We start from the raw sequence: 22035 nt of genomic DNA, 5'->3' as shown, positions 1-22035 counted from the left end.
CTAAGTACTTGGGCGGGAAGTTTGAAGCTCGGCCTCTCCGTGCGCACGTGGACGCTGCGAGCAACCCCACCACGAGGAGGAGAGGCCGGTGGGGAGAATGCTCGAACGCGGCCCTTCGACGCATGGATATGTTGCTGAAGGTGTCACTTCTCCAGGAGGGAGGCGGATCGAGGAAGGAACCTTCTGTTACCTGCGACGCTAGGAAGACGGGGGCTACCGCAAGCGAGACCGGCGCTTGAGCACCTGCGCGAGGTGCTTGCGGCAACAAAATCGTTGCCCAAGTTCACCCCTGGTCCCGCGCCCACCTCAGGCCTCCGGCTCGGGCCCCCGCCACATCCCGGTCGAGCGCAGCCCTCACCCCGCCTGCCGGAACCGCCTCAACCGCAGCGAGCTGACCAGCACCGACACGCTCGACAGGCTCATCGCCGCGCTCGCCAGGACCGGCGACAGCAGCCAGCCCGTCACCGGATAGAGCGCCCCCGCGGCGATCGGGATGCCGATCACGTTGTAGATGAACGCCCAGAACAGGTTCTGCCGGATGGTCCGCAGCGTCGCGCGCGACAGCCCGAGCGCCGTCGGCAGGGCGCCGATGCCGCCGCGGAGCAGCGCCACGTCGGCCGCGGCGACAGCGATGTCGGCGCCGCTCGCGACAGCGATCCCCACGTGGGCGCCGGCGAGGGCGGGCGCGTCGTTGATGCCGTCGCCGACCATCGCGACGACGCGGCCGCGCTCCCGCTCCTCGCGCACGATGCGCGCCTTGTCCTCGGGGCGCACCTCGGCGAACACCTCGTCGATCCCGAGCTGCTGCGCCACGGCGCGCGCTGTCGCCTCGCGGTCGCCGGTCACCATCGCGACGCGCACGCCGAGCCGGTGCAGCGCGGCCACGGCCTCCCGGGCCTCGGGGGTCGGCAGGTCGGCCACCGCGACGAGGCCGGCGAGCTGGCCGCCCACGGCGACGAACGACGGGGTGTTCCCGCGCCTGGCGAGGTCCTGGGCGAGCTCCTCGAGCGGCGCGGCGTCGATCCCGACCTCGGCGAGGTACCGGGCCGTGCCGATGCGCACCTCGCGCCCCTCGACGCGCGCGACAACGCCGCGGCCGGCGTCGGCGCGGAAGTCCTCGGGCGCGGCGAGCGGGACGCCGCTGGCACGCGCGCGCGCGCCCTCGACAAGCGCCTTCGCGACGGGGTGCTCGCTGCCGAGCTCCGCCGACCCGACCAGGCGCAGGAGCTCGTCCTCCGAGACGCCCCCGAGCGCCCTCACCGCCGCGAGCTGCGGGCGGCCCGCCGTGAGCGTGCCCGTCTTGTCGACGAGGACGGTATCGACGCGGCTCGCGGCCTCGAGCGCCGCGCCGCCCTTCACGAGCACGCCGAGCTCGGCGCCGCGGCCGGTGCCCACCGCCACGGCGGCGGGCGTCGCGAGGCCCAGGGCGCAGGGGCAGGCGATCACCAGGACGGCGACGAACCGCTCGACAGCGGCGGCGAGCCCTGCGGCGCTCGGATCCACCGCGAGCCAGGCGACGAACGCGAGCGCGGCGATGCCGAGGACCACCGGGACGAAGACGCCGCTCACTGTGTCGGCGAGGCGCGCGATCGGCGCCTTCGAGCCCTGCGCCTGCTCGACGGCCTCGACGATGCGGGCGAGCGCTGTGTCGGCGCCTGTCTTCGTGATCCGCACCGTGAGCTGCCCGCTCTGGTTGAGCGTGCCGCCGAAGACGGCCGCTCCGGCGCCCTTGTCGACGGGGAGGCTCTCGCCCGTGAGCATCGACTCGTCGACCGCCGAGGCGCCGGAGACGACCTCGCCGTCGCTCGGCATCCGCTCCCCCGGGCGGACGCGGACGAGATCGCCGGGCGACAGCGCCGCGGCCGGGATCTCCTCCTCGAGATCGCCGCGCAGCCGCCGCGCCGTCCTGGGCTGGAGCGCGACGAGCCCGCGCACGGCGTCGGTGAGCCGCTTGCGGGCGCGGGTCTCGAGGAGCTTGCCGAGCAGGACGAAGCTGATGATGGCCCCGGCCGCCTCGAAGTAGACGTGCGGCCGCGCGCCGTGCTCGGCGTGGGGGAAGAGCTGCGGCGCGACAACGGCGACCGCGGAGTAGACCCACGCGGCGCCGGTCCCGAGGGCGATGAGCGTGTTCATGTCGGCCGCCCGGTGCCGGAGCGCGCCCCAGGCGAGCCGGAAGAAGCGGCGGCCGGGGCCGAAGACCACGACGGTCGCGAGGGCGAGCTGGACGAGGCGGCCGATCGTGCCGTCCGCGCCCGGGATGCGGCCGTGCGACATGCCGAGGACGAGCAGCGGGATCGAGAGGGCGAGCGAGATAGCGAAGTCCCGCCGGAGGGCGCGCCGCTCGCCGTCGAGGCTCTCGTCGGCGGCGGCCGACCGGTCGGCGGGAGCGACAGCGGCGCCTCCCGGCGCGGCGCTGCCCTCGGGGACGCTGTAGCCCGCGCCCTCGACGGCGGCGACGAGCGCGTCGGTGGACGCGGCGGCCGGGTCGAAGGTGACCGTGGCCGTACGGGTCACGAGGTTGACCTTCGCCTCGCCGACGCCGGCGGTCGCGAGCAGGGCGCGCTCGACGCGCCGGACGCACGCGGCGCAGGTCATGCCCTCGATGGGCAGGTCGATACGGCGGACGGCGCCCTGGTCGGTGTCCCGGGGGGCTGCAACGGAGACGGATGCGGTCGACATGATCACCTCGCTGTCGACCCGTGCAGACGCAGGGCCCCCCCGGCGGATTACGGCAAGATCGCTGAAGACCACCTCGGACTCACGCGAAACCAGGAGCTCACCTGGCCGTTTCTCCCCGGGCCGCAGCGCGCCCGGCCGCTGCCGGGCTGCAGCGCACGTGGCGGCTGCCCGGCTGCAGCGCGCCCGGCCGCTGTAATGCCGGATCGGTGGCTGCGTCTGCTCCGAGGGCCGGCTTCCGGAGACCGCGGACCGGCCGTCGAGGCGCGCGTCGGCGCGCGCCCTCCGGCGCTCCAGACCCCAGGGGACACCATGAACCAGCTCGATCCCGACAAGGCACGCACCGCCGTCACGTACTCCGCCGCCGCGGATCACTTCGACGACCCGCCGCTCGCCTTCTGGGCCCGCATCGGGGAGCGCACCGTCGAGCGCGCCCGCCTCGAGCCCGGCCACCGCGTCCTCGACGTCTGCTCCGGCACCGGCGCGTCCGCCATCCCCGCCGCGCGCGCCGTCGGGCCCACCGGCTCGGTGCTCGCCGTGGACCTCGCCGATGCCTTGCTCGACCGCGGCCGCGCCAAGGCCCGCGCCCTGGGGCTGTCGAACCTCGAGCTCCGCTGCGCCGACGTCGAGGCCCTCGACCTGCCGCCCGGGAGCTTCGACGCCGTCGTCTGCGTCTTCGGCATCTTCTTCATGCCGGACATGCCCGCCGCCGTGCGCCGGCTCTGGCGATGGCTGAAGCCGGGCGGCGCGCTCGCCATCACCACCTGGGGACAGAACGTGCTCGAGCCCGGCAACACCGCCTTCTGGGGCGCGATCCAGGCCCACCGCCCCGATGTCTACAAGACCTTCCGGCCGTGGGAGCGCATCGACACCCCGGACACCCTCCGCTCCCTGCTCGCGGAGGCCGGCATTGCGGCCTGCACCATCGAGATCGAGCGCTCCAGTCAGCCCCTCGCCTCGCCGGACGACTGGTGGGTCATCGCCCTCGGATCGGGCTATCGCGGCACGATCGACAAGCTCGATCCTGGCGCGCTGGAGGCCGTCCAGCGCGACACGCTCGCCCCGCTCCGCGCGCGCAACGCCCTCACCGCCGAGACGAACGCGCTGTATGCAATCGCGAGGCGGCCTCCCGGGCGCGGCGCGGAGCGCTGAGGAGCGCGCCTCCGCACTGCGCGAGCTCGTCCGGCGCGATGTCGTCCCGGAAGGCGCCGGCCTCCGCGCCGTCCGCGATCAGGTCGCGGATGAAGTCGCGGAGGTGCTGCTGCGCGCGGGCGACGTGCTCCCCGCGGTGCAAGAGCGCCGAGAGCTTAATGGTGAGATGCCCGCCGCGAGTGGCCCCTCAGGAGAGGCGGCGCCGGATGGCGCGAACAGGTCAGCGTCGGAACGGCAGGGCCAGCACCCGCCAGAACTGCTGCGACGGCGGATAGCCCGCGGAGCTGTCGACGCCCAGGCGGCGCGGAACCGCGTCCGGCCGGTACAGGAACGTCCCGAAGACCAGATCCCACAGCGGCAGTACGGTCCCGAAGTTCCGGGCCTCGTCGACGTCAGCGCTGTGATGATAGCGGTGCAGCTCGGTGCCGATGACCACGTAATTCAGGAACCCGGCGCGGATGTCGACATTGAAGTGCGAACTCATCGTCTGCAGATCGATGAGCACTATCGCCGCGAAGACGGCCTCCGGCGACAGCCCCAGGAACAGCAGGGTCGACTGGATCAGCACCGCCGAGATGAGCGCGTTGAGGGGGTGAAACACGCCGTGCATCACCACGTACACGCGATCCGGAAGGTGATGCGCCAGGTGGATCTTCCACAAGAAGCGCCCCAGGGCTCCGTTGCCTTCGTGGCTGAGGCGATGGAACCAGTACTGCAGCAGCTCGAAGACCACGAGGAAGATCCCCACGCTGAGCAGCAAGGGGGCGCTGGCGAGCGGGCCTTGATGCCGCTCGCCGAGCCACAGGGCCAGGGTGCCGAAGCCGGTCCGCACCACGGCGATGGTGGCGCCCGAGGCCAGCAGGTACTTGAGGTCGCGCCAGAAGCTCTGGCGCGTCATGCCCCAGTCCGGCGATAGGGGCAGCAGGCGCTCCACGGTGATGAGCAAGACGATGAGGCCGAAGAGGTAGCCCCACAGGGTGCGCTTCAGGTCCCAGCCCTGCGTCACGGCGGCATGGATGATGTACAAGGTCACCGCCAGCAGCAGCGGGTACAGCAGGCGGCTCGTCATCCGGATCAGCGTTCCTCGCATGGGATGGATGCTACGGTCGGGCGCCTCTTCCACCCAGCGACACGGACCGCGGATTGGACGTTAATGAACAAGCGCGCGAAAAAGTCCGAGAACGAGGGCAGGGACAGGGGCGGCGACGGGACGCGGACCGCCGGCAAGATCGCGGATCGGCGCGTGCAGAAGAGCCGGAAGCTGCTCTCGGACGCCCTGGTCTCGCTGATCCTGGAGAAGGGCTATGACGCGGTGTCCATCCAGGACATCATCGATCGAGCCAACGTCGGGCGGTCCACGTTCTACGCGCACTACGAGAACAAGGAGCAGCTGCTGCTGTTCGGACACGAGCACCTGCGGGCGCTGGTCCTGCGGGACGCGGGACGTCCGCTCGACTTCTTGCCGTTTTACCGCCACCTCGACGAGATGCACGAGCTGGCGCGCAAGCTCCTGTCCGCGGAGAAGAGCGAGCGGGTGCTGACGCGCTCCCTGGAGGACATCCTGCAGGGCAGCATCTGCCGCCTGTACGCTCCGCGGATGGCGCCGGAGGAGGGGGCCCTGTTCATGCTCCGCTCCGAGGCGGCGGCGGCGGCGCTGGTGCGGCTGATGACGAGCTGGGTCCACAAGGGAATGCCGTGCTCACCGGAGCGGATGGCGGAGGAGAGCACGGCGCTGCTGCAGCGGGTCCTCGCGGACGCAAGCACTTCCCCTTCGACTGGCGTCCGGAGTGACACCTGTGAGCGTCGCGTGGAGCGGCGCTTCACTGGCACCGGCGCCGTCGTCGCTGGCCGCGGCCGTCTGTGCTGACAGCGAGACCAGGCGCGGGTGAGCATCGCCGGCGCCGCGTCCGCCGGGCGTGCCGCAGGTGCCGAGATCGAGGATCGCGCCCGGATCGAGGAGCACGGCGCGCTCTCTCGGGAGGTCACCCGATGCGCGCCTCCGCGTTCCTTCTGCTGACGTGCGCCTCCCTGGTACCCTGCGCGCCGCGGCCGCGCCGGCCGGGTGTTCGAGCAAAGGCAGCGACAGGAGCAGGGTCTTGCGCGCCTCCGGAGCGTGGCATCCCTGATGCATCGCGCGATGCATTTCATGATTCCGTATATCCCCCAGCCCACTCTCGAGCTCGGCCCGCTGCGCGTCTATTCATTCGGCGTGCTGGTCGCATTCGGGATCTTCGTGGGAGTACAGGTCCTCAAGCGCCGCTCGGTCCGCGAGGGGCTCGATCTCGACATCTCCGGCCGGATGCTCGCCTGGGTGCTCGTCGGTGGCTTCCTCGGCGCCCACCTGGTCGACCGCCTCGTCTACTTCCCGTCCGACACGCTGGCCGATCCCTGGAGCCTTCTCCGCATCTGGGAGGGGCTGTCGTCGTTCGGCGGCTTCCTCGGCGCGGTCGTGGGCGCGGCGCTCTTCGTCCGTCGTCACCGCGCCCGGCTCGAGGGCCGCGCGTGGCGCTACGTGGACGCCATCGCCTTTGCCCTCCCGTTCGGCTGGACCATCGGTCGGTTCGGCTGTTTCCTGGCCTTCGATCATCCCGGCAAGGTCACGACCTTCTTCCTCGGCCAGCAGTACACGGATGGGTTCATCCGGCACAACCTCGGCCTCGAGGAGGCGCTCTACATGATCCCCGTCACGGTGGTGATCGCCGCGCTGGGACAGAGATCGCGGCCGGCGGGCTTCTTTGCGGGGCTCCTGGCCGTGCTGTACGCGCCCGTCCGGTTTCTGCTCGAGTTCCTCCGGATCGTCGACGTGCGCTACGCCGGCCTGACGCCCGGCCAGTACGGCGCGATCGCGCTGTTTGTGGCAGGCGTCATCCTGCTGATCCGCAGCAGTCGTGTCCGGCCCGCAGCCGGTCGGCCGCGCGAGGACCTCGGCCAGCCTCGGCGCTCGCCGGCGCGCGCGCTGCGGCCGTCCCGGTGACTCGTACGGTCACCGCGCCGTGACCACGCCGGTCACAACTCAGGGGCACCGCGCCGCGCTTCGATAGACGAGAACCGATGCCGCATTAGGATCGTCTATGACCATGCAAGTCACAACGAGGCGGCCGCTTCGCTCCGCCGCCGGGGCGATCGAACCAGGAACGGGAATTCTTCGTCCTCCCGGCGGCCTTGAAGCCCTGGCACGGCGCTTGCGCGGTCATGGCTCGTTGGCTCGGATTGGCCACGAGCAAGGAGCTCACCATGTCCATCCCTCCATCTGTTCACGGTTTTCTCGTCCTGTTGTCCGCCACCTCCGCCCTCGCGGCGGCGGGCTGCGTCGCCGACCCGTCGTCCGATGCGGGCGAGCCCGTCGGTGATAGTCAGCAGAGCTTCGATGAATGGAAGGCCAGCCTCCCGCGCGATCCGAACGACGGCGCTTATCTCGTCGACGGCGACATCGGCGTCCACGACGACGTGACCCTGAAGGAGCTCTCCGCCGAGCGCCAGCAACCGGGGGCGCTCATCGTCAACAGGCGCGACGACGGGAGCGATGACCGCTGGAGCGACGAGCAGAAGATGAACCTGACGTACTGCGTCTCTCCGCGCTTCGGCGACGATTACGACGCGGTGGTCGCCGCGACGCGGTCGGCCGGGTCCACCTGGGCGGGCGCCGCCGCCGTGCGCTTCGTCTACCAGCCCGACGAGGACGAGGCCTGCGACTCCGAGGAGCCCCCCGTGCTGTTCGAAGTGGTCCCCGCCAGCGGCGCCACGTACAACGGGCGAGCTTTCCTTCCGAGCATGGTCGCGCGGGGGTATCACCAGGTCTTCATCGATCTGGGGAACATCGCTCGGGCCCGCTCGAAGACCCTGACCGGGGTCCTCCGGCACGAGCTCGGGCACGTCCTCGGCTTCCGGCACGAGCACGTCCGGCCGGAGGGCAACGGCGCCTGCACCGAGCGCCCCGCCTGGCGGGCGCTCACGCCTTATGATCCGGCGTCCGTGATGCACTACAACGCGGCGAGCCGGTGCCAGGGCACCAACGCGGGCGACTACGTGCTGACCTCACTCGACGAGGCAGGGGCGGCGGCGCTGTATGGCGAGCCTTGATGAGCTCCTCCGCGATGGGACCCTGCGCGGCGAGCGTGGAATCGACGTTATATCTTGAGTCGCGCAGGGGCATGTCGATCTGGCTCCCGCTCAGCCGCGCCCGGCCGATCTCGGCCGGGCTGCGGGCGCGAGCGCCTCGCGTACATCCTGCCGCTCACGCTGGGCATCGTGTTCGTGATTCTCTATCTGAACTTCGGCGGAGCGGCGCAGACGCTCCTCGTGATGACCGGGGTGCCGTTCGCCGCGGTGGGCGCGATCTGGACGCTCTACGCGGCCGGCTTCAACACCTCGATCGCCGTGTGGGTCGGGATGATCGCGCTCCGCGGCGTCGCCGCCGAGACCGCGAGCGTCATGATCGTGTACCTCGACGAGGCCTGGACCAGGGGGCGTGAGGCCGGCGCGCTGGCGAGCGTCGACGACCTCATCCAGGCCTCGCTCGAGGCGGGCGCGAAGCGCGTGCGGCCGCTCCTGATGACGGTGCTCACCAACGTGTTCCGCCTGCTCCCCGTGCTGCTCGACGACGGCGTCGGATCCGACGTGGCCAAGCGCATCGCCGCGCCCATGTGGGGAGGGCTGGTCTCGCTCACGCTGCTGACGTTGCTGGTGATCCCCGCGATGTACGTGGTGTGGAGGAGCCCCCAGCTCCGCCGGGCCGCGCCCGCGGCGCCGCCTGCTGTCGCCCCTGGGCCGGCGGCGGAGCCCGCCGCGCACGGCTGACGGCGCCGCGCAGGGACGCTCCGGCCCCCCGGCGGCGCGACGTCTGGCTCAGGGCGCGCTGTGGTGTCCCGCGCCGGCCGCCCCGCCCGGCCGCATCTGCGCGGCCTGCTGGCACGCGGCGGCGCAGTGGCGGCAGGCGTCGGCGCAGGCCTTCATCTGCGCGTCGCCGGCGAACCGGTTACGAGCTCCGATATCGCGGATGCGTTCGCGCCATACCGCCCGCCGGTGCGTCTGCGGTGCTCGCCGAGCGCCCCGAGCGAGATCGAGCGTCTGGCGGCCGGGCGGGCGCGGCGGCGACGGCCGGGTGTAATGAAGCGGGACGGCTGCGTCTTCGGGGGTGAGCGGCCAGCGGGTCGCCGGAAGGAAGACACCATGAACGAGACCATCCTCCACGTCGACGGGATGACCTGCCCGTCCTGCATTCGCCACATCGACAGCGCGCTCCGCGCGCTCGACGGCGTCGCCAAGGTCGAGGTGCGCCTGCGCGAGGGCACCGTCGTCGTGGGGCACGACCCGGCGAGCGCGCCCGTGGACGCGCTCGCCGAGGCCGTGCGCGAGGCCGGCTACGACGTGCGCCCCCGCGCCGCCTGAGAGCGCCCGGGGCTCGTGGCCCGGGGATCTGCCGAGCGGTCCAGCCCATCCGGGAGTCCCGGCGGAGACCGCGCTCCCAGGAGAACCAGGCGTGACTCCTGGAGCTCCGCCGGGCCTCCGTTCCTCCGGATGCTCCCACGGTTTCCGGCCATGAGCCGTTAGCACCGTGAGGTGCCAGCGCTAGGATGAGCCCATCCCGTATGCCCGTTCACGCGATTCGAATCGAAGAGCGCCTCTGGTCGAGCGCGTCGCCGCTCCGAAGGCAGGAGTGGCGCACGATCACGACCGACATGGTCTCCGGCGAGCCGCCCTGGCCCTCACGCGAGCCGTGCACCCTGATCGCCGGCTACGACGACAGACACCTCCACTTCGTCTTCACCGGAAGCTCCCGCTCGGATGACGCCCTCGCCGTCGCGCGGGCGGACATCGCGCCGCTCGTGAGCGAGTACGCGGGCCTCATCAAGAAGCTCTCCGGGGGCGACTTCCACGCCGCGCACATCGAGGCCCTCGATATGGCCAAGCGCGTCGTCCACGACGCGGGCGCGAGACGGATCGGCGCGCTCCTCCCCGACCTGAGCCCGAGCTTCGAGACGCGCCGCCGCTTCTTCTCGCTCGTCGTCTCGCTCACCGTCGACACGACGCGGCTCGGCCCGCTCCCACCGCATCTGCACGGATCGAGGCGCGCGCGGTAGACCGCCGAGCAGCGCGCCCAGCTCGGCCTCGCCACGGCCTCCCCCGCCCTGCGCCTGCGGCGGCGGAGCCGCTCGGCCGCGTCATCGAAGAACGAGCAGGCCGCCGGCACCGCCAGCCGCGTGAGGACGAGGGAGAGCGACTGCCCGACCGGGGGAGAAGGCGCCGGTCGACGGCGAGGTCCTCGAGGGGAGCAGCGCTGTCGACGAGTCGATGGTCACGGGAGAGCCCATCCCGGTCGCGCCGCCTCCGTCGCGCCGATCTCGTCGCGTCGATTCCTGAGCCGCCGGCGAGCCGGGGCGCGACTGCTCGCCCCGGACAACCAGTGCGGGCGGGGCGGCGACGATCGCCCGCGGAGAGGCGAGACGATGAGAAGATCCTCGATCGTTGTGTTGGCGTGCGCGGCAACTGCGCTGGGCAGCGCGTCGTGCGGGGGAACGGACGCGGGCGACGACGCCACGCCGGGCACAAGCCCGCAGTTCTCTGTCGACGCCCAGGGAGGCGTCTTCACCGCGGAGGACGGCTTCACGATCGAGGTGCCGCCGGGCGCGGTCAGCGCGGCGACGGAGCTCACCATCGAGCGCGTCGAGGCGACGCGCGAGGGCGCGGTGGGGCCCATGTATGTCCTCGGCCCGGAGGGGCAGACGTTCGCCAAGCCGATCACGCTCACGCTGCCGATCAACGTCGAGCTCGAGGCGGAGCTCGGGGAGAACACCTACCTCGACGCCCATGGCTTCACCGCGCCCACCGGCTCCGACGACTTCACCGCATTGGAGCGTCACGACGCCTCTTCCGCCGGCGTCATCACGGAGACTTCGCATCTCTCCAGCTTCTATGCCGGGATGATCCCGCCCACGGCGATGGCGAGCCAGCACTACTACCCGAAGGCCATCGCCGCCGACGACGCCTACCTCTATTTTGCGAGCGGCGGCACCGAGGACACCGCGCCCGCGGACTCGAACGACGGCTTCATCTACCGCGTCAAGAAGGACACCACCGAGGCCGAGGCGATGACCCCCCCGGATCCCGACCCCACGGCGCTGTGGGTCAACGACACCGACGTGTACTGGGCGAGCGGCGGCGACAACGATCCGGTCATCCCGTCGGCGATCAAGCGCGTCAACAAATCCACCCTGGAGGTGGCGACGCTGGTCGAGGTCGGTTACCTGCTGAGCCTCATCGGCGACGCAACGTCGCTCTATTTCGGCGACGGCGATGGACACAACATCTACAAGCTGGCGCTCGACGGCGGCGAGCCCGTCGTCCTCGCGTCCGACGCCGGCAAGCCCGAGCATCTCGCGCAGGACGCAGAGCACATCTACTGGACCGGCGGCTCGGCGACCAACAAGGTCTACAAGGTGGCGAAGTCGGGCGGGGAGGCGACGGTCATCGCCGAGAACGAGGCGGAGCCGGCCGGGATCGCGGTGGACGCCGAGTTCGTCTACTGGGCCAACGCCGGCGACGGAGGCGTGTTCAAGGCGCCGATCGCCGGTGGGGCCAAGACGCTGATCCATCAGGGGGGCTCGATGGCGGGGCTGGCCCTCCGGGGCTCGACGCTGTTCTCGACGGACACGAGCCGGAACCGCAGCGTCAACGCGCACGATCTCGAGAGCGACACCACCGTCGTGCTCGCGCTCGGCCAGCACTTCGCCTGGCGCATCGTCGCTCCGGAAGGCCAGGACGTGTTCTGGACCAACGGCGGTGATTACCGCTTCGAAGGCCAGATCGCGGCCTACCGCGCTCCCTGAGCGCGACACACGCGGCCGGCGCCTCACGACCCGCGCCGTGCGCGGGAGCGGGCGCGCCGGTCTCGCGGGGATGTGACGGCGGCGCGGCGGCGCGCGAGGAGGGATGAAGGCCTCGGCGCCCGATGTATCCTGCGGCCATGAGCGCCACGCCCCGCCAGAGCCTGATCCGCTGGATCACAGAGACGCGAGCCCCCGCGGCGGCTGCGTTGATCCGCCTCGCCGTGGGCAGCGTCTTTCTGTCCGAGGGGATCCAGAAGTTCCTCTTCCCGGCCGAGATCGGCGCCGGCCGCTTCGCGAAGATCGGCCTCCCTTCGCCGGAGATCCTCGCCCCCTTCGTCGGCGCCGTCGAGATCGCCTGCGGGTCGCTCGTCCTCCTCGGCCTCGCGACGCGCCTCGCCGCCGTGCCGCTCCTCGTCACCATGCTTGTCGCGATCGCGTCGACGAAGGTCCCCATCCTCGTGAAGCGCGGGTTCTGGGCGATGGCGCACGAGTCGCGCACGGACTGGGCGATGCTGCTCGGGGCGCTGTTCCTGCTGATCGTCGGCGCGGGCCCCCTCTCGCTCGACGCGCGGCTCGCCCGGCGGGGCGCCTCGCGGCCCCCACGGTAGGACCGGCCGCGCCGCACAGCCGCGCGCGGCCCTGTCCCGGTCACCCCCGGCGGGCGCGCGCCGCCCCGCGCCCGCCCCGCGGCGCCCGAGCGCGCCTCACTCGCCGCCCGCCGGCGCGGTGGCCTCCGGCCGGCCGAGCAGCGCGTCCAGCTCGGCCTCGCCCCGGTCCTCGGCCGCCTTGCCCCGGCGGCGGCGCAGCCACTCGGCCGCGTCGTCGAAGAGCGAGTAGGCCACCGGCACCGCGAGCAGCGTGAGGACGAGCGAGAGCGACTGCCCGCCGAGCACGATCGCCCCCGTCGTCCGGTTCTGGCCCGAGCCGACGCCGTGCGAGAGCACGAGCGGGATCATGCCGGCGACGAACGCGATCGTCGTCATCAGGATCGGCCGGAGCCGGTCCTTGTTCGCCTGGAGGATCGCCTGGAGCCGCGGCATCCCCTCCGCCCGCAGGTGGTTCGTGTGGTCGATCTGGAGGATCGCGTTCTTCTTCACCACGCCGAAGAGGACGAGGAGGCCGAGCCCGGAGAACAGGTTCAGCGACTGGCCGAAGAGCTTCAGCGAGATCAGCGCGAACGGGACCGTGAGCGGCAGCGACAGCAGGATGGTCACCGGGTGCAGCCACGACTCGAACTGCGCCGCGAGGATCAGGTACATGAACACGAACGCGAGGCCGATGACGACGACGAAGCTCGTCGCCGTGCTCGCCGTGTTCTTCGAGCTCCCCACCGCCTGCGTGGAGTAGCCCGCCGGCATCCGCTGCTCGGCGATGATCCTGTCGAGCGCCGCCTGCACCGCCGTGTCGCCGACGCCGGGGGCGGAGTTCGCGCTGATCGTGATCTGCCGGCGCCGACCGAGGCGGCCGATCGAGGAGGGCCCGCTGTCGGGCTCCATCGCGACAACGCTGTGGAGCGGGACGGCGCCGTACTTGGACGACGGCACGGTGAGGAACGAGAGGCTCTCCGCGTCGGCGCGGTATCTCGCGTCGGCGCGCATGCGGACGTCGTACTGCTCGCCCGCCTCCGAGTACGTCGAGACCTTGAGCCCGCCGACGAAGAGCTGGAGCGCGCCGGCCACGTCGGCCACCTGGACGCCGAGATCCGCGGCGCGATCGCGATCGATGGTGGCGCGGAGCTCGGGCTTGCCCACGACGAGGCTGTTGTCGACGTCCACCGCGCCGGGGACCTTCCGCAGCGCGTCGGTGATGCGCGCCGCGTACTCCGCCAGGCGGTCGAGATCCGGGCCCTGGAGCGCCACCTGGATCCGCCCCGTCGACTGGCCGCCGGACGAGATCGCCTGCACCTCGCCGGCCGTGACGCGCAGCTCGGGCGGCAGCTTCGCGAGGACCTCCTCGCGCGCCCTCTGCATGATCTGGAGCTGCCCGAGCTCGCGCTGCTCCGGGTCGACGAGCATCACGTAGATCTTGGCGACGTTCGCTGCCTGCTGCTCCCCCTCCCCCACCGTCATCAGCGTGCTTGTGACGCCCGGGAGCCGGCGCACGTCGTCGGCGATCCGCTCGGCGACGAGGCGCGTCGAGGTGAGGCTCGTCCCCTCGGGCGCGCGCATCGTGATCTCGAACTGCGCCTGATCGTCCTCCGGGAGGAAGCCGGCGGGCAGCGTCCTGGCGACGGGGAGGCACGAGCCGAGCGCGGCCGCGGAGGCGACGACGACAACCCAGCGGCGCCGCATCACCCACGCGAGCGCGGCCATGTAGGCGCGCTCGACCGGCCGGTAGAAGACGTCGACGGCGCGCTCCAGGACCGAGGGCGCCGCGCCCTCGCCGTGGCGCCGGTGCCCCGAGAGCCACCGCGCGGCGAGCGAGGGGGTGAGCGAGAAGCTGACGATCAGCGAGACGCCGATGGCGAAGGCCATCGTGAGGCCGAAGCTCTTGAGGAAGCGCCCCACCATGCCGGGCATGAACGCGACAGGGATGAAGACCGCCATGAGCGAGAGCGTCGTCGCGAGCACCGCCATGCCGATCTCCCGGGTCGCCAGGACGGCGGCCGGGAACGGCTTCATGCCCTTCTCGTCGATGTAACGGACGATGTTCTCGAGCACGACGATGGCGTCGTCGATCACGATGCCGACGGCGAGCGCGAGCGCGAGGAGCGTGAGGAAGTTGAGCGTGAAGCCGGCGATCCACATCACCGCGAACGTCCCGATGACCGAGATCGGGATCGCGAGCGCGGCGATGAGCGTGCTGCGGGCGTTGCCGAGGAAGAGGAGCACCACCACGGCGGCGAGGAGGGCGCCGAGCACGAGGTGCTCCTTCACGGCGGCGATGCCCGTGCGGATGACCCGCGAGCCGTCGCGCACGACCTCGATCTTCGTCCCCTCGGGCAGCGCGCGCTGCACCTCGGCGAGGCGCGACCTCACCTCGTCGACGACGGCGACGGTGTTCTGGCCCGATTGTTTGACCACCGAGAGGAGGACGGTGCGCCTCCGGTCGAGCTGGGCCCACGTCTTCTCCTCCGCGCGATCGTCCTCGACGCGGGCGACGTCCGAGAGGCGCACGGCGCCCCCGTCCTTCTCCCGCAGCACGACGCGGCCGAGGGCCTCGGGCGAGTCGACGCGCCCCATCACGCGCAGCGTGAGGTCCTCGGGGCCGGTCTCGACGCTGCCGCCCGGGGTCATCAGGTTCTGCGCCGCGACGGCGCGCTGGACCTCGGCCGCGGTGATCCCCTGCGCCCGCAGGGCGATCGGGTCGAGCCAGACGTTGAGCTGCCGGTTCTGCGCGCCGATCAGGGTGACCTGACCGACGCCGGAGATGCCCTCGATCTGCCGGCGCACCTGCTTGTCGGCGATCTCGCTGAGCTCGCGGATCGGCATGTCCGACTCCACGGACACGAGCAGGACAGGGGCCGCGCCGAGGTCGATCCGGCTCACGATCGGCGGGTCGATGCCCTTGGGCAGGCTGGGCAGGACGGCGTTGATCTTGTCGCGCACCTCCTGGGCGGCGACGTCGGCGTCCTTCTCCAGCTCGAAGCCGACGATGACCTGGCTGACGCCCTGGGTCGACGTCGAGCGGAGCTCCTCGATGCCGCTGATGGTGTTCACCGCGCCCTCGATCCGGTCGGAGATCTCGGCCTCGACCTCCTCGGGCGCGGCGCCGTCGAGGCGCGTCGTGACGACGACGTACGGGACGTCGATGTCGGGGAACTGGTCGAGGCCGAGCCGGGTGTACCCGGCGGCGCCCACGACCACGATGATCAGCATGAGGACCGACGCGAAGACCGGCCTCTTGACGCAGACGCGAGCGAGCCACTGCATGACGACCTCACTCCACGGCTTGGCCGTTCTGGAGCGCCTCGGACGGTTGGATCACGATCGCCTCGCCGGCGCGGACGCCGCGGAGGACGGCGACGGCGTCGCCCTTCTCCGGGCCGAGCTGCACGACGCGCTCCTCGAGCCGGCGATCGACGACGGCGAACAGGTGCGCGCGCCCGTCTCGCGGGACGACGGCGGACCTCGGCACGACAAGGCTGGGGGCCTCCCCTGTCGCGAGCGCGATCGACGCGAACATGCCCGGCCGCAGCGCGCCGTCGGGGTCGTGCACCTCGGCCTCGGCGATGAGGTCGCGCGTCGTCTCGCGGACCGCCCCGCCGATCCAGCGCACCGTGCCCGCGAACGAGCGCCCCGGGTACGCCGGGACCGTGAACGTCAGCGCGCCGCCGGGCCTGACGGCCGCGAGGCTCGCCTCGGGCACGCTGAACGAGAGGCGCGGCGCGCCCTTCGAGACGAGCGCGACGACCGGCGAGTCGTGGCGGACGTACTCGCCGACGTCGACGAAGCGCTCGGTGACCGTGCCGTCGAACGGCGCGCGGATCTGGCCGTCGCCGACGCTCTGCGAGGCGGCGCGGGCGCGGGCGGCGGCGGCGGCGACCGAGAGCGGGGCGCTCCGGCACTGGTCGGCGATCCGGTCGTGCTCGGCCCGGGAGACAGCGCCGCTCTCGAGCAGCGCCCTTGTGCGATCGCACTCGCGCCTCGCCGTCTCCTCCTGCGCGCGGGTGAGCGCGGCGTTGGCCTGCGCCTCGGCGGCGGTGAGCGCCGCGGCGCGGACGTCGAGGCGCGCGAGCAGGTCGCCCTTCTTCACCTCCGCGCCGCGCTCGACGAAGGTCTCGAGCACGCGGCCGGCCGCGTTGGCGGCCAGGTCGGTCTGCTGATCCCCGCGCAGCGTGCCGGTGAGCGCGAGGCTGCGCGGCATGGGCGCCTCGCGCGCCGGCGCTGTCTCGACGCGGACGGGCGGCGCGGCCGCCTCTGTCGCGCCGGGGGCGTCGGAGGCGCTGGCCTTTGCCGCGCAGCCCGACGCGGCGGCGGCGAGCGCGACGAGGAGGAGGAGGCTTCCAGCGCGGCTGGACGTCGTGGTGGTGCTCAAGGATCCCTCGGGGCGGAGTCGGTCACGGACGCGCGGGGCTCGCCCGCGGGGCGCGCGGGCACCTCGGCCATCGCAACCGATAGTTGCAATCGGGTATAACACGGCCGAAGGTGACCGCAACATCCAGTTGCGGTGATCGCAACGAATAGGTGCGATATCCCCCGTCACGAAATTGCGCTGGCGCGTGCCGCGTGACGGCACTTCAATGACGGCCGATGCAGGCGACGACGGCGAAGCGGACGGCGAAGCGGGGCTCCGCGAAGAAGCGCGCGCTCGTGCGCGGCGAGCCGGTCGTGCGCGGCATCCTCGCCGCGGCGCTGGAGGAGCTCGCGAGCGCGGGCTACCGCGCGCTGCGGATCGAGGACGTGGCGACGCGCGCGGGGGTCAACAAGACAACCGTCTACCGGCGCTGGCCGACGAAGGAGGAGCTGGTGCGCGCCGCGCTGCTGTCGGTCACGGACGAGAAGATCGTCCCCCCGGACACGGGCTCCCTCCGCGGGGATCTCCTGGCGTTCGGGCGCGCGATCGTCGAGATCCAGACGTCACCGGTGGGGCAGAGCCTCTTCCACGTGTTCCTCGCGGAGGGGCCCGACTCGGAGCTCATGGCGATCGCGCGCTCGCTGCGCGCCGTCCAGGAGGCGGGGGTGCGGGCGATCATCGAGGCCGCCGTCGCGCGCGGCGAGCTCGCGCCGGGCGCCGATCCGATGCTCCCGTGCGAGCTGCTCGCCGCCTACCTCAAGCACAAGATGATCGCGGATCGCGCGAGCGTCGACGACGCCAAGCTCGCCCGCGTCGTCGACGTGATCCTCCTCGGGGTGCTGCACCCGGAGCGGCGGGGCGCGATCTGAGCCGCCGCCGCGCCGGTCCGCGCGCGCGGGCGGCTCGGACCGACTCGAGAGCGCGCGGAGCGGCGGGACGCAGGCGGCGAGCAGCGGCAGCGAGACAGCCGACCCGAGCGCGAGCGCGAAGACGAAGCGGGCGGGGGTGGGGAACGAGGCCCGGTGGCGGAAGGGCGCGACGAGGCGCAGGCCGCGCGGCGAGGTAGGCCTCGCCGCGCGGGGAGGCTCAGGACGCGCGGCCGGCCCGCGCGGCGGGCGCGGCGCTGCCCTTGCGGCGGCGCCGCAGGAGCAGCGCGAGGCCGACGGCGAGCCCCCAGGCGGCCCTGGAGCTCGGGGCGTCGCTCATCCGGCAGTCGCAGCCGCCCACGAACTCCGGGTCGACCGCCACGTCCTGACCTCCTTCGCCGCCCATGCCGCCGCTGCCGCCCGCGCCACCGTCGCCGCCCGCGCCGCCTTCGCCGCCCGCGCCGCCGGCCCCTGTCTCGTCGCAGGCGTCGCCGATGCCGTCGCCATCCTCGTCCGCCTGATCCCGGTTGGCGTCCTCGGGGCAGCTGTCGCAGACGTCGCCGACACCATCCCCGTCCGCGTCGGCCTGGTCGGCGTTCGCCAGGGCGGGGCAGTTGTCCTCCGGGTCGACGGTGCCGTCGAGGTCGCGATCGAACGTCGGGTCGCAGACGTCGCCGATGCCGTTGTCGTTCGCGTCTTCCTGCTCGGGGTTCGCCCAGTCGACGCAGTTGTCGCAGGCGTCGCCGACGCCGTCGCCGTCGGCGTCCTCCTGCGCGGCGTTGGCGTGCAGCGGGCAGTTGTCGCCTTCGCTCACGCCGTCGTTGTCCGCGTCGGAGTCGCAGACGTCGCCGTCGCCGTCGCCGTCGACGTCCTCCTGCAGCGGGTTGGCGACCAGGAAGCAGTTGTCCTCGGCGTTCGGCACCCCGTCGGCGTCGGGATCGCCGTCCGGGTCGCAGACGTCGCCGAGGCCGTCGCCGTCGGCGTCCTCCTGCAACGGGTTGGCGAGCAGCAGGCAGTTGTCGACGTCATCCAGCACGAGATCGCCGTCGGAGTCGCCGTCGCAGGCATTCCCGTCGCCGTCTCCGTCGACGTCCTGCTGATCGGCGTTCGCGACGAGCGGGCAGTTGTCGTCGGCGTCCCCCACGCCGTCGTTGTCGCTGTCGGGGTCGCGGTAGTTCGGCAGGCCGTCGCCGTCCGAGTCGATGGGCGGCGTGCCGATGTCGGCGTCGCCTGCCTCGTCGATGTCGAGCACCCCGTCATCATCGCTGTCGTTGTCGCGCGCGTCGATGATCCCGTCCCCATCCGTGTCGTTCGCCGGATCCTCCGGGTCGTTCGGGTTCGCCACCTCGGCGTAGTCCGCGATGGTGTCCCCGTCGTGGTCGATGCTCCGCGTGTCGGTCTCGAGCGCGGTCTCCTGGAGGTCCGTCAGCCCGTCGCCGTCGTCGTCATCGTCGCAGACGTCGCCGAGGGCGTCCGCGTTCGGGCCGTTCCTGTCGGTGTTCGTCTGGTTGGTGTTGACGACGAACGGACAGTTGTCGTCCACGTCGGCGACCATATCGTTGTCGTCGTCGTCGTCGCACGCGTCGCCGAGCTCGTCACGCTCGTTGTTCGCCTGGTCAGTGTTGGCGGTGAACTGGCAGTTGTCGGCGACGTCGAGCACCGTGTCGTTGTCGTCGTCCGGATCACACGCGTCGCCGAGCGCGTCGCCGTCGTTGTTGGCCTGGTCGGTGTTCGCGGCCATCGGGCAGTTGTCGGCGGCGTCGAGCACCGTGTCGTTGTCGTCGTCGTCGTCGCACGCATCGCCGGTCTCATCGCGCTCGTTGTTCGCCTGGTCGGTGTTGGCGGTGAACTGGCAGTTGTCGGCGACGTCGAGCACCGTGTCGTTGTCGTCGTCCGGATCGCACGTGTCGCCGAGCGTGTCGCCGTCGTTGTTGGCCTGGTCGGCGTTGGCCGCCGTCGGGCAGTTGTCGACCGCATCGAGGATGCCGTCGCCGTCATCGTCATCGTCGCAGATATCGCCCCTGGCATCGTCGTCGGTGTCTGTCTGGATCGTGTTCGAGGCGAACGGGCAGTTGTCGACCGCATCGAGGATGCCGTCGTTGTCGTCGTCCGGATCGCACGCGTCGCCCTGCGTGTCGCCCTCGTTGTTGGCCTGGTCGGCATTCGAGGCGAACGGGCAGTTGTCGCCGATATCGAGCACGCCGTCGTTGTCGTCGTCCGCGTCGCAGGAGTCGCCGATCCCATCCATCTCGTTGTCGGCCTGGCTGCGGTTCGACACCGTGGGGCAGTTGTCGTCAACATCGGCCACTGTGTCGTTATCGTCGTCGGGATCGCAGGCGTCGCCGATGCCATCCATCTCGTTGTCGGCCTGGTCGGCGTTCGGCGTGCGGTCGCAGTTGTCGCACCGGTCTCCCCGCCTGTCGCCGTCGGCGTCCTGCTGATCGGGGTTGGAGATCGAGGGGCAGTTGTCGCAGACGTTCCCGAACCCGTCGGGACCGTCCGTGTCGGTGTCCGCCTGGTCGAAGTTGAACGTCAGCGGGCAGTTGTCGAGGTTGTCGGCGTGCCCGTCGTTGTCGTCGTCGGGGTCGCAGACGTCCCCGATGCCGTCGAGATCCGAGTCGAGCTGGTTCGCGTTCGCGAGCTGAGGGCAGTTGTCGGCGTTGTTCGGGTGCGTGTCGTTGTCGATGTCGGGATCGCAGGCGTCGCCCAGGCTGTCGCCGTCGGTGTCCACCTGGCCCGAGTTGGCGACGATCGGGCAGTTGTCGTCGGGGTCGGTCACGCCGTCGTTGTCGTCGTCGGTGTCGCAGACGTCGCCGATGGCATCGCCGTCGATGTCGGCTTGGTCGCTGTTCGCCTGGAGCGGGCAGTTGTCGAGGTTGTCCGGATCTCCATCGTTGTCGTCGTCGCTGTCGCAGGCGTCGCCATTCCCGTCTTCGTCCGTGTCGACCTGGCTCTGGTTCGCGGTGCCCTGGCAGTTGTCACACGCGTTGCCGACGCCGTCCGTGTCGGTGTCCGACTGGGACTGGTTGGTGTCTTCCGGACAGTTGTCGCAGGCGTCGCCGATGGTGTCGTCGTCGCTGTTCTCCTGATCAGGGTTGTAGGCCAGCGGACAGCTATCGACCGTGTCTTCCACCTCGTCGTTGTCATCGTCCAGATCGCAGGCGTCTCCGAGGCTGTCGCCGTCGGTGTTTCTCTGGTCGTCGTTCCTGACCTCCGGGCAGTTGTCACACGCGTTACCGTACCTGTCGCGATCGGTGTTCTCCTGATCGAAGTTCGCGACACCGGGGCAGTTGTCCAGCGCGTTGACGACCCCGTCGCCGTCGGTGTCGTTGACCTGCGCGTGGGCGACCCCCGCGCAGAACATGATGGCAGAGATCACCTGGAGCAGGAGCCCGACGCGGAACCGGCGGGCGCGCGGGAGCGGCATCGAGGCCGGATGGCGCGGACGGGGCGGTGCGGGCGATGCCGATCGACGCATGGCAAGTCCTCCGGAAGACCACGCGCGCTCCGGAAACCCCCGGCCGGTGCTCTCCCTCGTCGCTGAGTTCTTCCGGGCCAGCACCCGGTCTTGTCATTGTAGCCCGGGTTGTTCGCGCTTGGGAACGTCGCCCGTCGGCGGGCGGAGCTACGGCGGGCACATGTCGACGGACGCGTCCGTGCAATCGTCGTCGCTGTCGCACACGCAGTCGCCGTCGATGCAGATCCCGAAGCCGTTGCACTGCGAGTGTTCCGTGCACACGAACGGGAACTGACAGTACATGGCCCCGTTCGCGGCCCTCCCGCTGCACTCGGCTCCCGCTGCGCCGCAGTCCCCGCCGGCCGTGCAGGTCCTGACGCAGGCCATCCGGCCGCCGACCGGCAGGCAGTCGTTGTCGGGTGACGACCCCGCTGTCGCGCAGTCCGCCTTGCTGCTGCACTGCGGCGCAACGCACATTCCGGCGTCGTCGCAGGTCCAGTTCTTCGGGTACGCGCCGCCGGCGCAATCCGGCATTCCAACCGGACAGCAATCCGCGGCCACGTCACAGCGCTTCGCGCAATAGCGCTTCCGCGGCTCCTCTCCCCCCGCGCCGCCCTGGCCTCCCGCGCCGCCCTGGCCTCCCGCGCCGCCCTGGCCTCCCGCGCCGCCCTGGCCTCCCGCGCCGCCCTGGCTCCCCGCGCCGCCCTGGCCTCCCGCGCCACCGCCGCCGGAGGCGTCGCCCCCGCTGGTGGCGCTGCTCCCGCCCTCCGCACCGGCGCCACCCTGGCCGCCCGCGCCGCCACCGCCGCCCGTGTACGCGCCCGATGCGCCTGCGTCCTCCGCACCGCACGCCGGGCCGAGCAGGCCCGCCGCGAGGACAACGCCAGCCAGCGCAAACCCCACCCTCTTCATCGCGATCGGCTCCTCGGGGCGGCTGCGCGCTCCGGCATGGTTCTACGTACACCGCCGCCGCGACGCGCCGCAAGGCCTGTGTGGCGCTCTGCGGGAATCGCCGCGCGGAGCGCGCTCGGCGCGACGCGCGCCCTGCCGGGTACCGCCGGGCGCGCTGTTTCTTTCCGTTTCTGTTATCGTGCCTCACGAC

Annotated in this window: 17 protein-coding genes and 1 pseudogene; 11 read left to right on the top strand and 7 right to left on the bottom strand. The window is 71.8% G+C overall.

Features of this window, described 5'->3' with window-relative positions; all coding sequences use genetic code 11:
* Nucleotides 1–354: 354 nt before the first annotated feature.
* Complete coding sequence (locus tag WMF42_RS40855; RefSeq protein ID WP_437688447.1) at nucleotides 355–2679, bottom strand: heavy metal translocating P-type ATPase; 2325 nt, start codon at nucleotides 2677–2679, stop codon at nucleotides 355–357.
* 309 nt (nucleotides 2680–2988) lie between these two features.
* On the opposite strand from WMF42_RS40855, the gene WMF42_RS40850 reads away from it, so the two are divergent.
* The gene (locus tag WMF42_RS40850) at nucleotides 2989–3828 is read left to right on the top strand and encodes a class I SAM-dependent methyltransferase (RefSeq protein ID WP_437688445.1); all 840 of its coding nucleotides are present in this window, start codon (nucleotides 2989–2991) and stop codon (nucleotides 3826–3828) included.
* Here WMF42_RS40850 and WMF42_RS40845 read toward each other — a convergent pair.
* Nucleotides 3761–3970, bottom strand: a complete 210-nt coding sequence (locus WMF42_RS40845) for a hypothetical protein (RefSeq protein ID WP_437688443.1) — start codon at nucleotides 3968–3970, stop codon at nucleotides 3761–3763. The genes WMF42_RS40850 and WMF42_RS40845 overlap by 68 nt on opposite strands.
* A 78-nt stretch (nucleotides 3971–4048) precedes the next feature.
* Nucleotides 4049–4918: a sterol desaturase family protein gene (locus WMF42_RS40840; protein WP_437688441.1), complete on the bottom strand. Its 870-nt coding sequence runs from the start codon at nucleotides 4916–4918 to the stop codon at nucleotides 4049–4051.
* A gap of 63 nt (nucleotides 4919–4981) precedes the next feature.
* Here WMF42_RS40840 and WMF42_RS40835 point away from each other — a divergent pair, with 63 nt between their 5' ends.
* From WMF42_RS40835 to WMF42_RS40795, 9 genes and pseudogenes are all read left to right on the top strand, one after another.
* A complete protein-coding gene (locus WMF42_RS40835; RefSeq protein ID WP_233561283.1) occupies nucleotides 4982–5695 on the top strand; it encodes a TetR/AcrR family transcriptional regulator in 714 nt (237 codons plus the stop codon).
* A gap of 270 nt (nucleotides 5696–5965) precedes the next feature.
* Nucleotides 5966–6802, top strand: coding sequence for a prolipoprotein diacylglyceryl transferase (locus tag WMF42_RS40830; protein ID WP_199693585.1), 837 nt, complete (start codon nucleotides 5966–5968; stop codon nucleotides 6800–6802).
* A gap of 260 nt (nucleotides 6803–7062) precedes the next feature.
* Entirely contained in the window at nucleotides 7063–7908 is an 846-nt protein-coding gene (locus tag WMF42_RS40825; RefSeq protein ID WP_061607127.1) for a hypothetical protein, read from the top strand.
* Between the two features lie 54 nt (nucleotides 7909–7962).
* The gene (locus WMF42_RS40820; protein ID WP_437688438.1) at nucleotides 7963–8625 is read left to right on the top strand and encodes an efflux RND transporter permease subunit; all 663 of its coding nucleotides are present in this window, start codon (nucleotides 7963–7965) and stop codon (nucleotides 8623–8625) included.
* Between the two features lie 372 nt (nucleotides 8626–8997).
* A complete protein-coding gene (locus WMF42_RS40815) occupies nucleotides 8998–9216 on the top strand; it encodes a heavy-metal-associated domain-containing protein (RefSeq protein ID WP_061607123.1) in 219 nt (72 codons plus the stop codon).
* 200 nt (nucleotides 9217–9416) lie between these two features.
* The gene (locus WMF42_RS40810) at nucleotides 9417–9908 is read left to right on the top strand and encodes a UPF0262 family protein (protein ID WP_061607122.1); all 492 of its coding nucleotides are present in this window, start codon (nucleotides 9417–9419) and stop codon (nucleotides 9906–9908) included.
* Between the two features lie 133 nt (nucleotides 9909–10041).
* Nucleotides 10042–10158: pseudogene (locus tag WMF42_RS40805) on the top strand (hypothetical protein); the annotation flags it as partial.
* Between the two features lie 116 nt (nucleotides 10159–10274).
* Nucleotides 10275–11654, top strand: a complete 1380-nt coding sequence (locus tag WMF42_RS40800; RefSeq protein WP_437688435.1) for a DUF5050 domain-containing protein — start codon at nucleotides 10275–10277, stop codon at nucleotides 11652–11654.
* A gap of 137 nt (nucleotides 11655–11791) precedes the next feature.
* Nucleotides 11792–12262, top strand: a complete 471-nt coding sequence (locus WMF42_RS40795) for a DoxX family protein (protein WP_155798211.1) — start codon at nucleotides 11792–11794, stop codon at nucleotides 12260–12262.
* A gap of 96 nt (nucleotides 12263–12358) precedes the next feature.
* On the opposite strand, the gene WMF42_RS40790 is transcribed toward WMF42_RS40795, so the two are convergent.
* Nucleotides 12359–15526, bottom strand: coding sequence for an efflux RND transporter permease subunit (locus WMF42_RS40790; RefSeq protein WP_437688433.1), 3168 nt, complete (start codon nucleotides 15524–15526; stop codon nucleotides 12359–12361).
* A gap of 7 nt (nucleotides 15527–15533) precedes the next feature.
* Nucleotides 15534–16631: an efflux RND transporter periplasmic adaptor subunit gene (locus WMF42_RS40785; RefSeq protein WP_437688431.1), complete on the bottom strand. Its 1098-nt coding sequence runs from the start codon at nucleotides 16629–16631 to the stop codon at nucleotides 15534–15536.
* A gap of 215 nt (nucleotides 16632–16846) precedes the next feature.
* Between WMF42_RS40785 and WMF42_RS40780 the strand changes: the two genes are divergently transcribed.
* The gene (locus tag WMF42_RS40780) at nucleotides 16847–17479 is read left to right on the top strand and encodes a TetR/AcrR family transcriptional regulator (protein WP_061607142.1); all 633 of its coding nucleotides are present in this window, start codon (nucleotides 16847–16849) and stop codon (nucleotides 17477–17479) included.
* A gap of 217 nt (nucleotides 17480–17696) precedes the next feature.
* Here the strand turns inward: WMF42_RS40780 and WMF42_RS40775 are convergent, their stop codons facing one another.
* Both WMF42_RS40775 and WMF42_RS40770 read right to left on the bottom strand, forming a co-directional pair.
* Nucleotides 17697–20954 (bottom strand): thrombospondin type 3 repeat-containing protein, encoded by a 3258-nt coding sequence (locus tag WMF42_RS40775; protein ID WP_437688429.1) that lies wholly within the window; start codon nucleotides 20952–20954, stop codon nucleotides 17697–17699.
* 147 nt (nucleotides 20955–21101) lie between these two features.
* Nucleotides 21102–21845, bottom strand: coding sequence for a hypothetical protein (locus tag WMF42_RS40770; protein ID WP_437688427.1), 744 nt, complete (start codon nucleotides 21843–21845; stop codon nucleotides 21102–21104).
* Nucleotides 21846–22035: the final 190 nt, after the last annotated feature.

Origin of the sequence: Sorangium sp. So ce176, from assembly GCF_051519835.1 — a bacterium.
GTDB lineage: Bacteria > Myxococcota_A > Polyangia > Polyangiales > Polyangiaceae > Sorangium > Sorangium cellulosum_G.
The sequence above is the reverse complement of the archived record's forward strand: the minus strand, read 5'-3'. Positions and strand labels throughout refer to the sequence as shown.

Coding starts and splice junctions, on each gene's coding strand:
- WMF42_RS40855 (WP_437688447.1), bottom strand. CDS start 2,679: ATGTCGACCGCATCCGTCTCCGTTGCAGCCCCCCGGGACACCGACCAG.
- WMF42_RS40850 (WP_437688445.1), top strand. CDS start 2,989: ATGAACCAGCTCGATCCCGACAAGGCACGCACCGCCGTCACGTACTCC.
- WMF42_RS40840 (WP_437688441.1), bottom strand. CDS start 4,918: ATGCGAGGAACGCTGATCCGGATGACGAGCCGCCTGCTGTACCCGCTG.
- WMF42_RS40835 (WP_233561283.1), top strand. CDS start 4,982: ATGAACAAGCGCGCGAAAAAGTCCGAGAACGAGGGCAGGGACAGGGGC.
- WMF42_RS40830 (WP_199693585.1), top strand. CDS start 5,966: ATGCATTTCATGATTCCGTATATCCCCCAGCCCACTCTCGAGCTCGGC.
- WMF42_RS40825 (WP_061607127.1), top strand. CDS start 7,063: ATGTCCATCCCTCCATCTGTTCACGGTTTTCTCGTCCTGTTGTCCGCC.
- WMF42_RS40815 (WP_061607123.1), top strand. CDS start 8,998: ATGAACGAGACCATCCTCCACGTCGACGGGATGACCTGCCCGTCCTGC.
- WMF42_RS40810 (WP_061607122.1), top strand. CDS start 9,417: ATGCCCGTTCACGCGATTCGAATCGAAGAGCGCCTCTGGTCGAGCGCG.
- WMF42_RS40800 (WP_437688435.1), top strand. CDS start 10,275: ATGAGAAGATCCTCGATCGTTGTGTTGGCGTGCGCGGCAACTGCGCTG.
- WMF42_RS40795 (WP_155798211.1), top strand. CDS start 11,792: ATGAGCGCCACGCCCCGCCAGAGCCTGATCCGCTGGATCACAGAGACG.
- WMF42_RS40790 (WP_437688433.1), bottom strand. CDS start 15,526: ATGCAGTGGCTCGCTCGCGTCTGCGTCAAGAGGCCGGTCTTCGCGTCG.
- WMF42_RS40780 (WP_061607142.1), top strand. CDS start 16,847: ATGCAGGCGACGACGGCGAAGCGGACGGCGAAGCGGGGCTCCGCGAAG.
- WMF42_RS40775 (WP_437688429.1), bottom strand. CDS start 20,954: ATGCGTCGATCGGCATCGCCCGCACCGCCCCGTCCGCGCCATCCGGCC.
- WMF42_RS40770 (WP_437688427.1), bottom strand. CDS start 21,845: ATGAAGAGGGTGGGGTTTGCGCTGGCTGGCGTTGTCCTCGCGGCGGGC.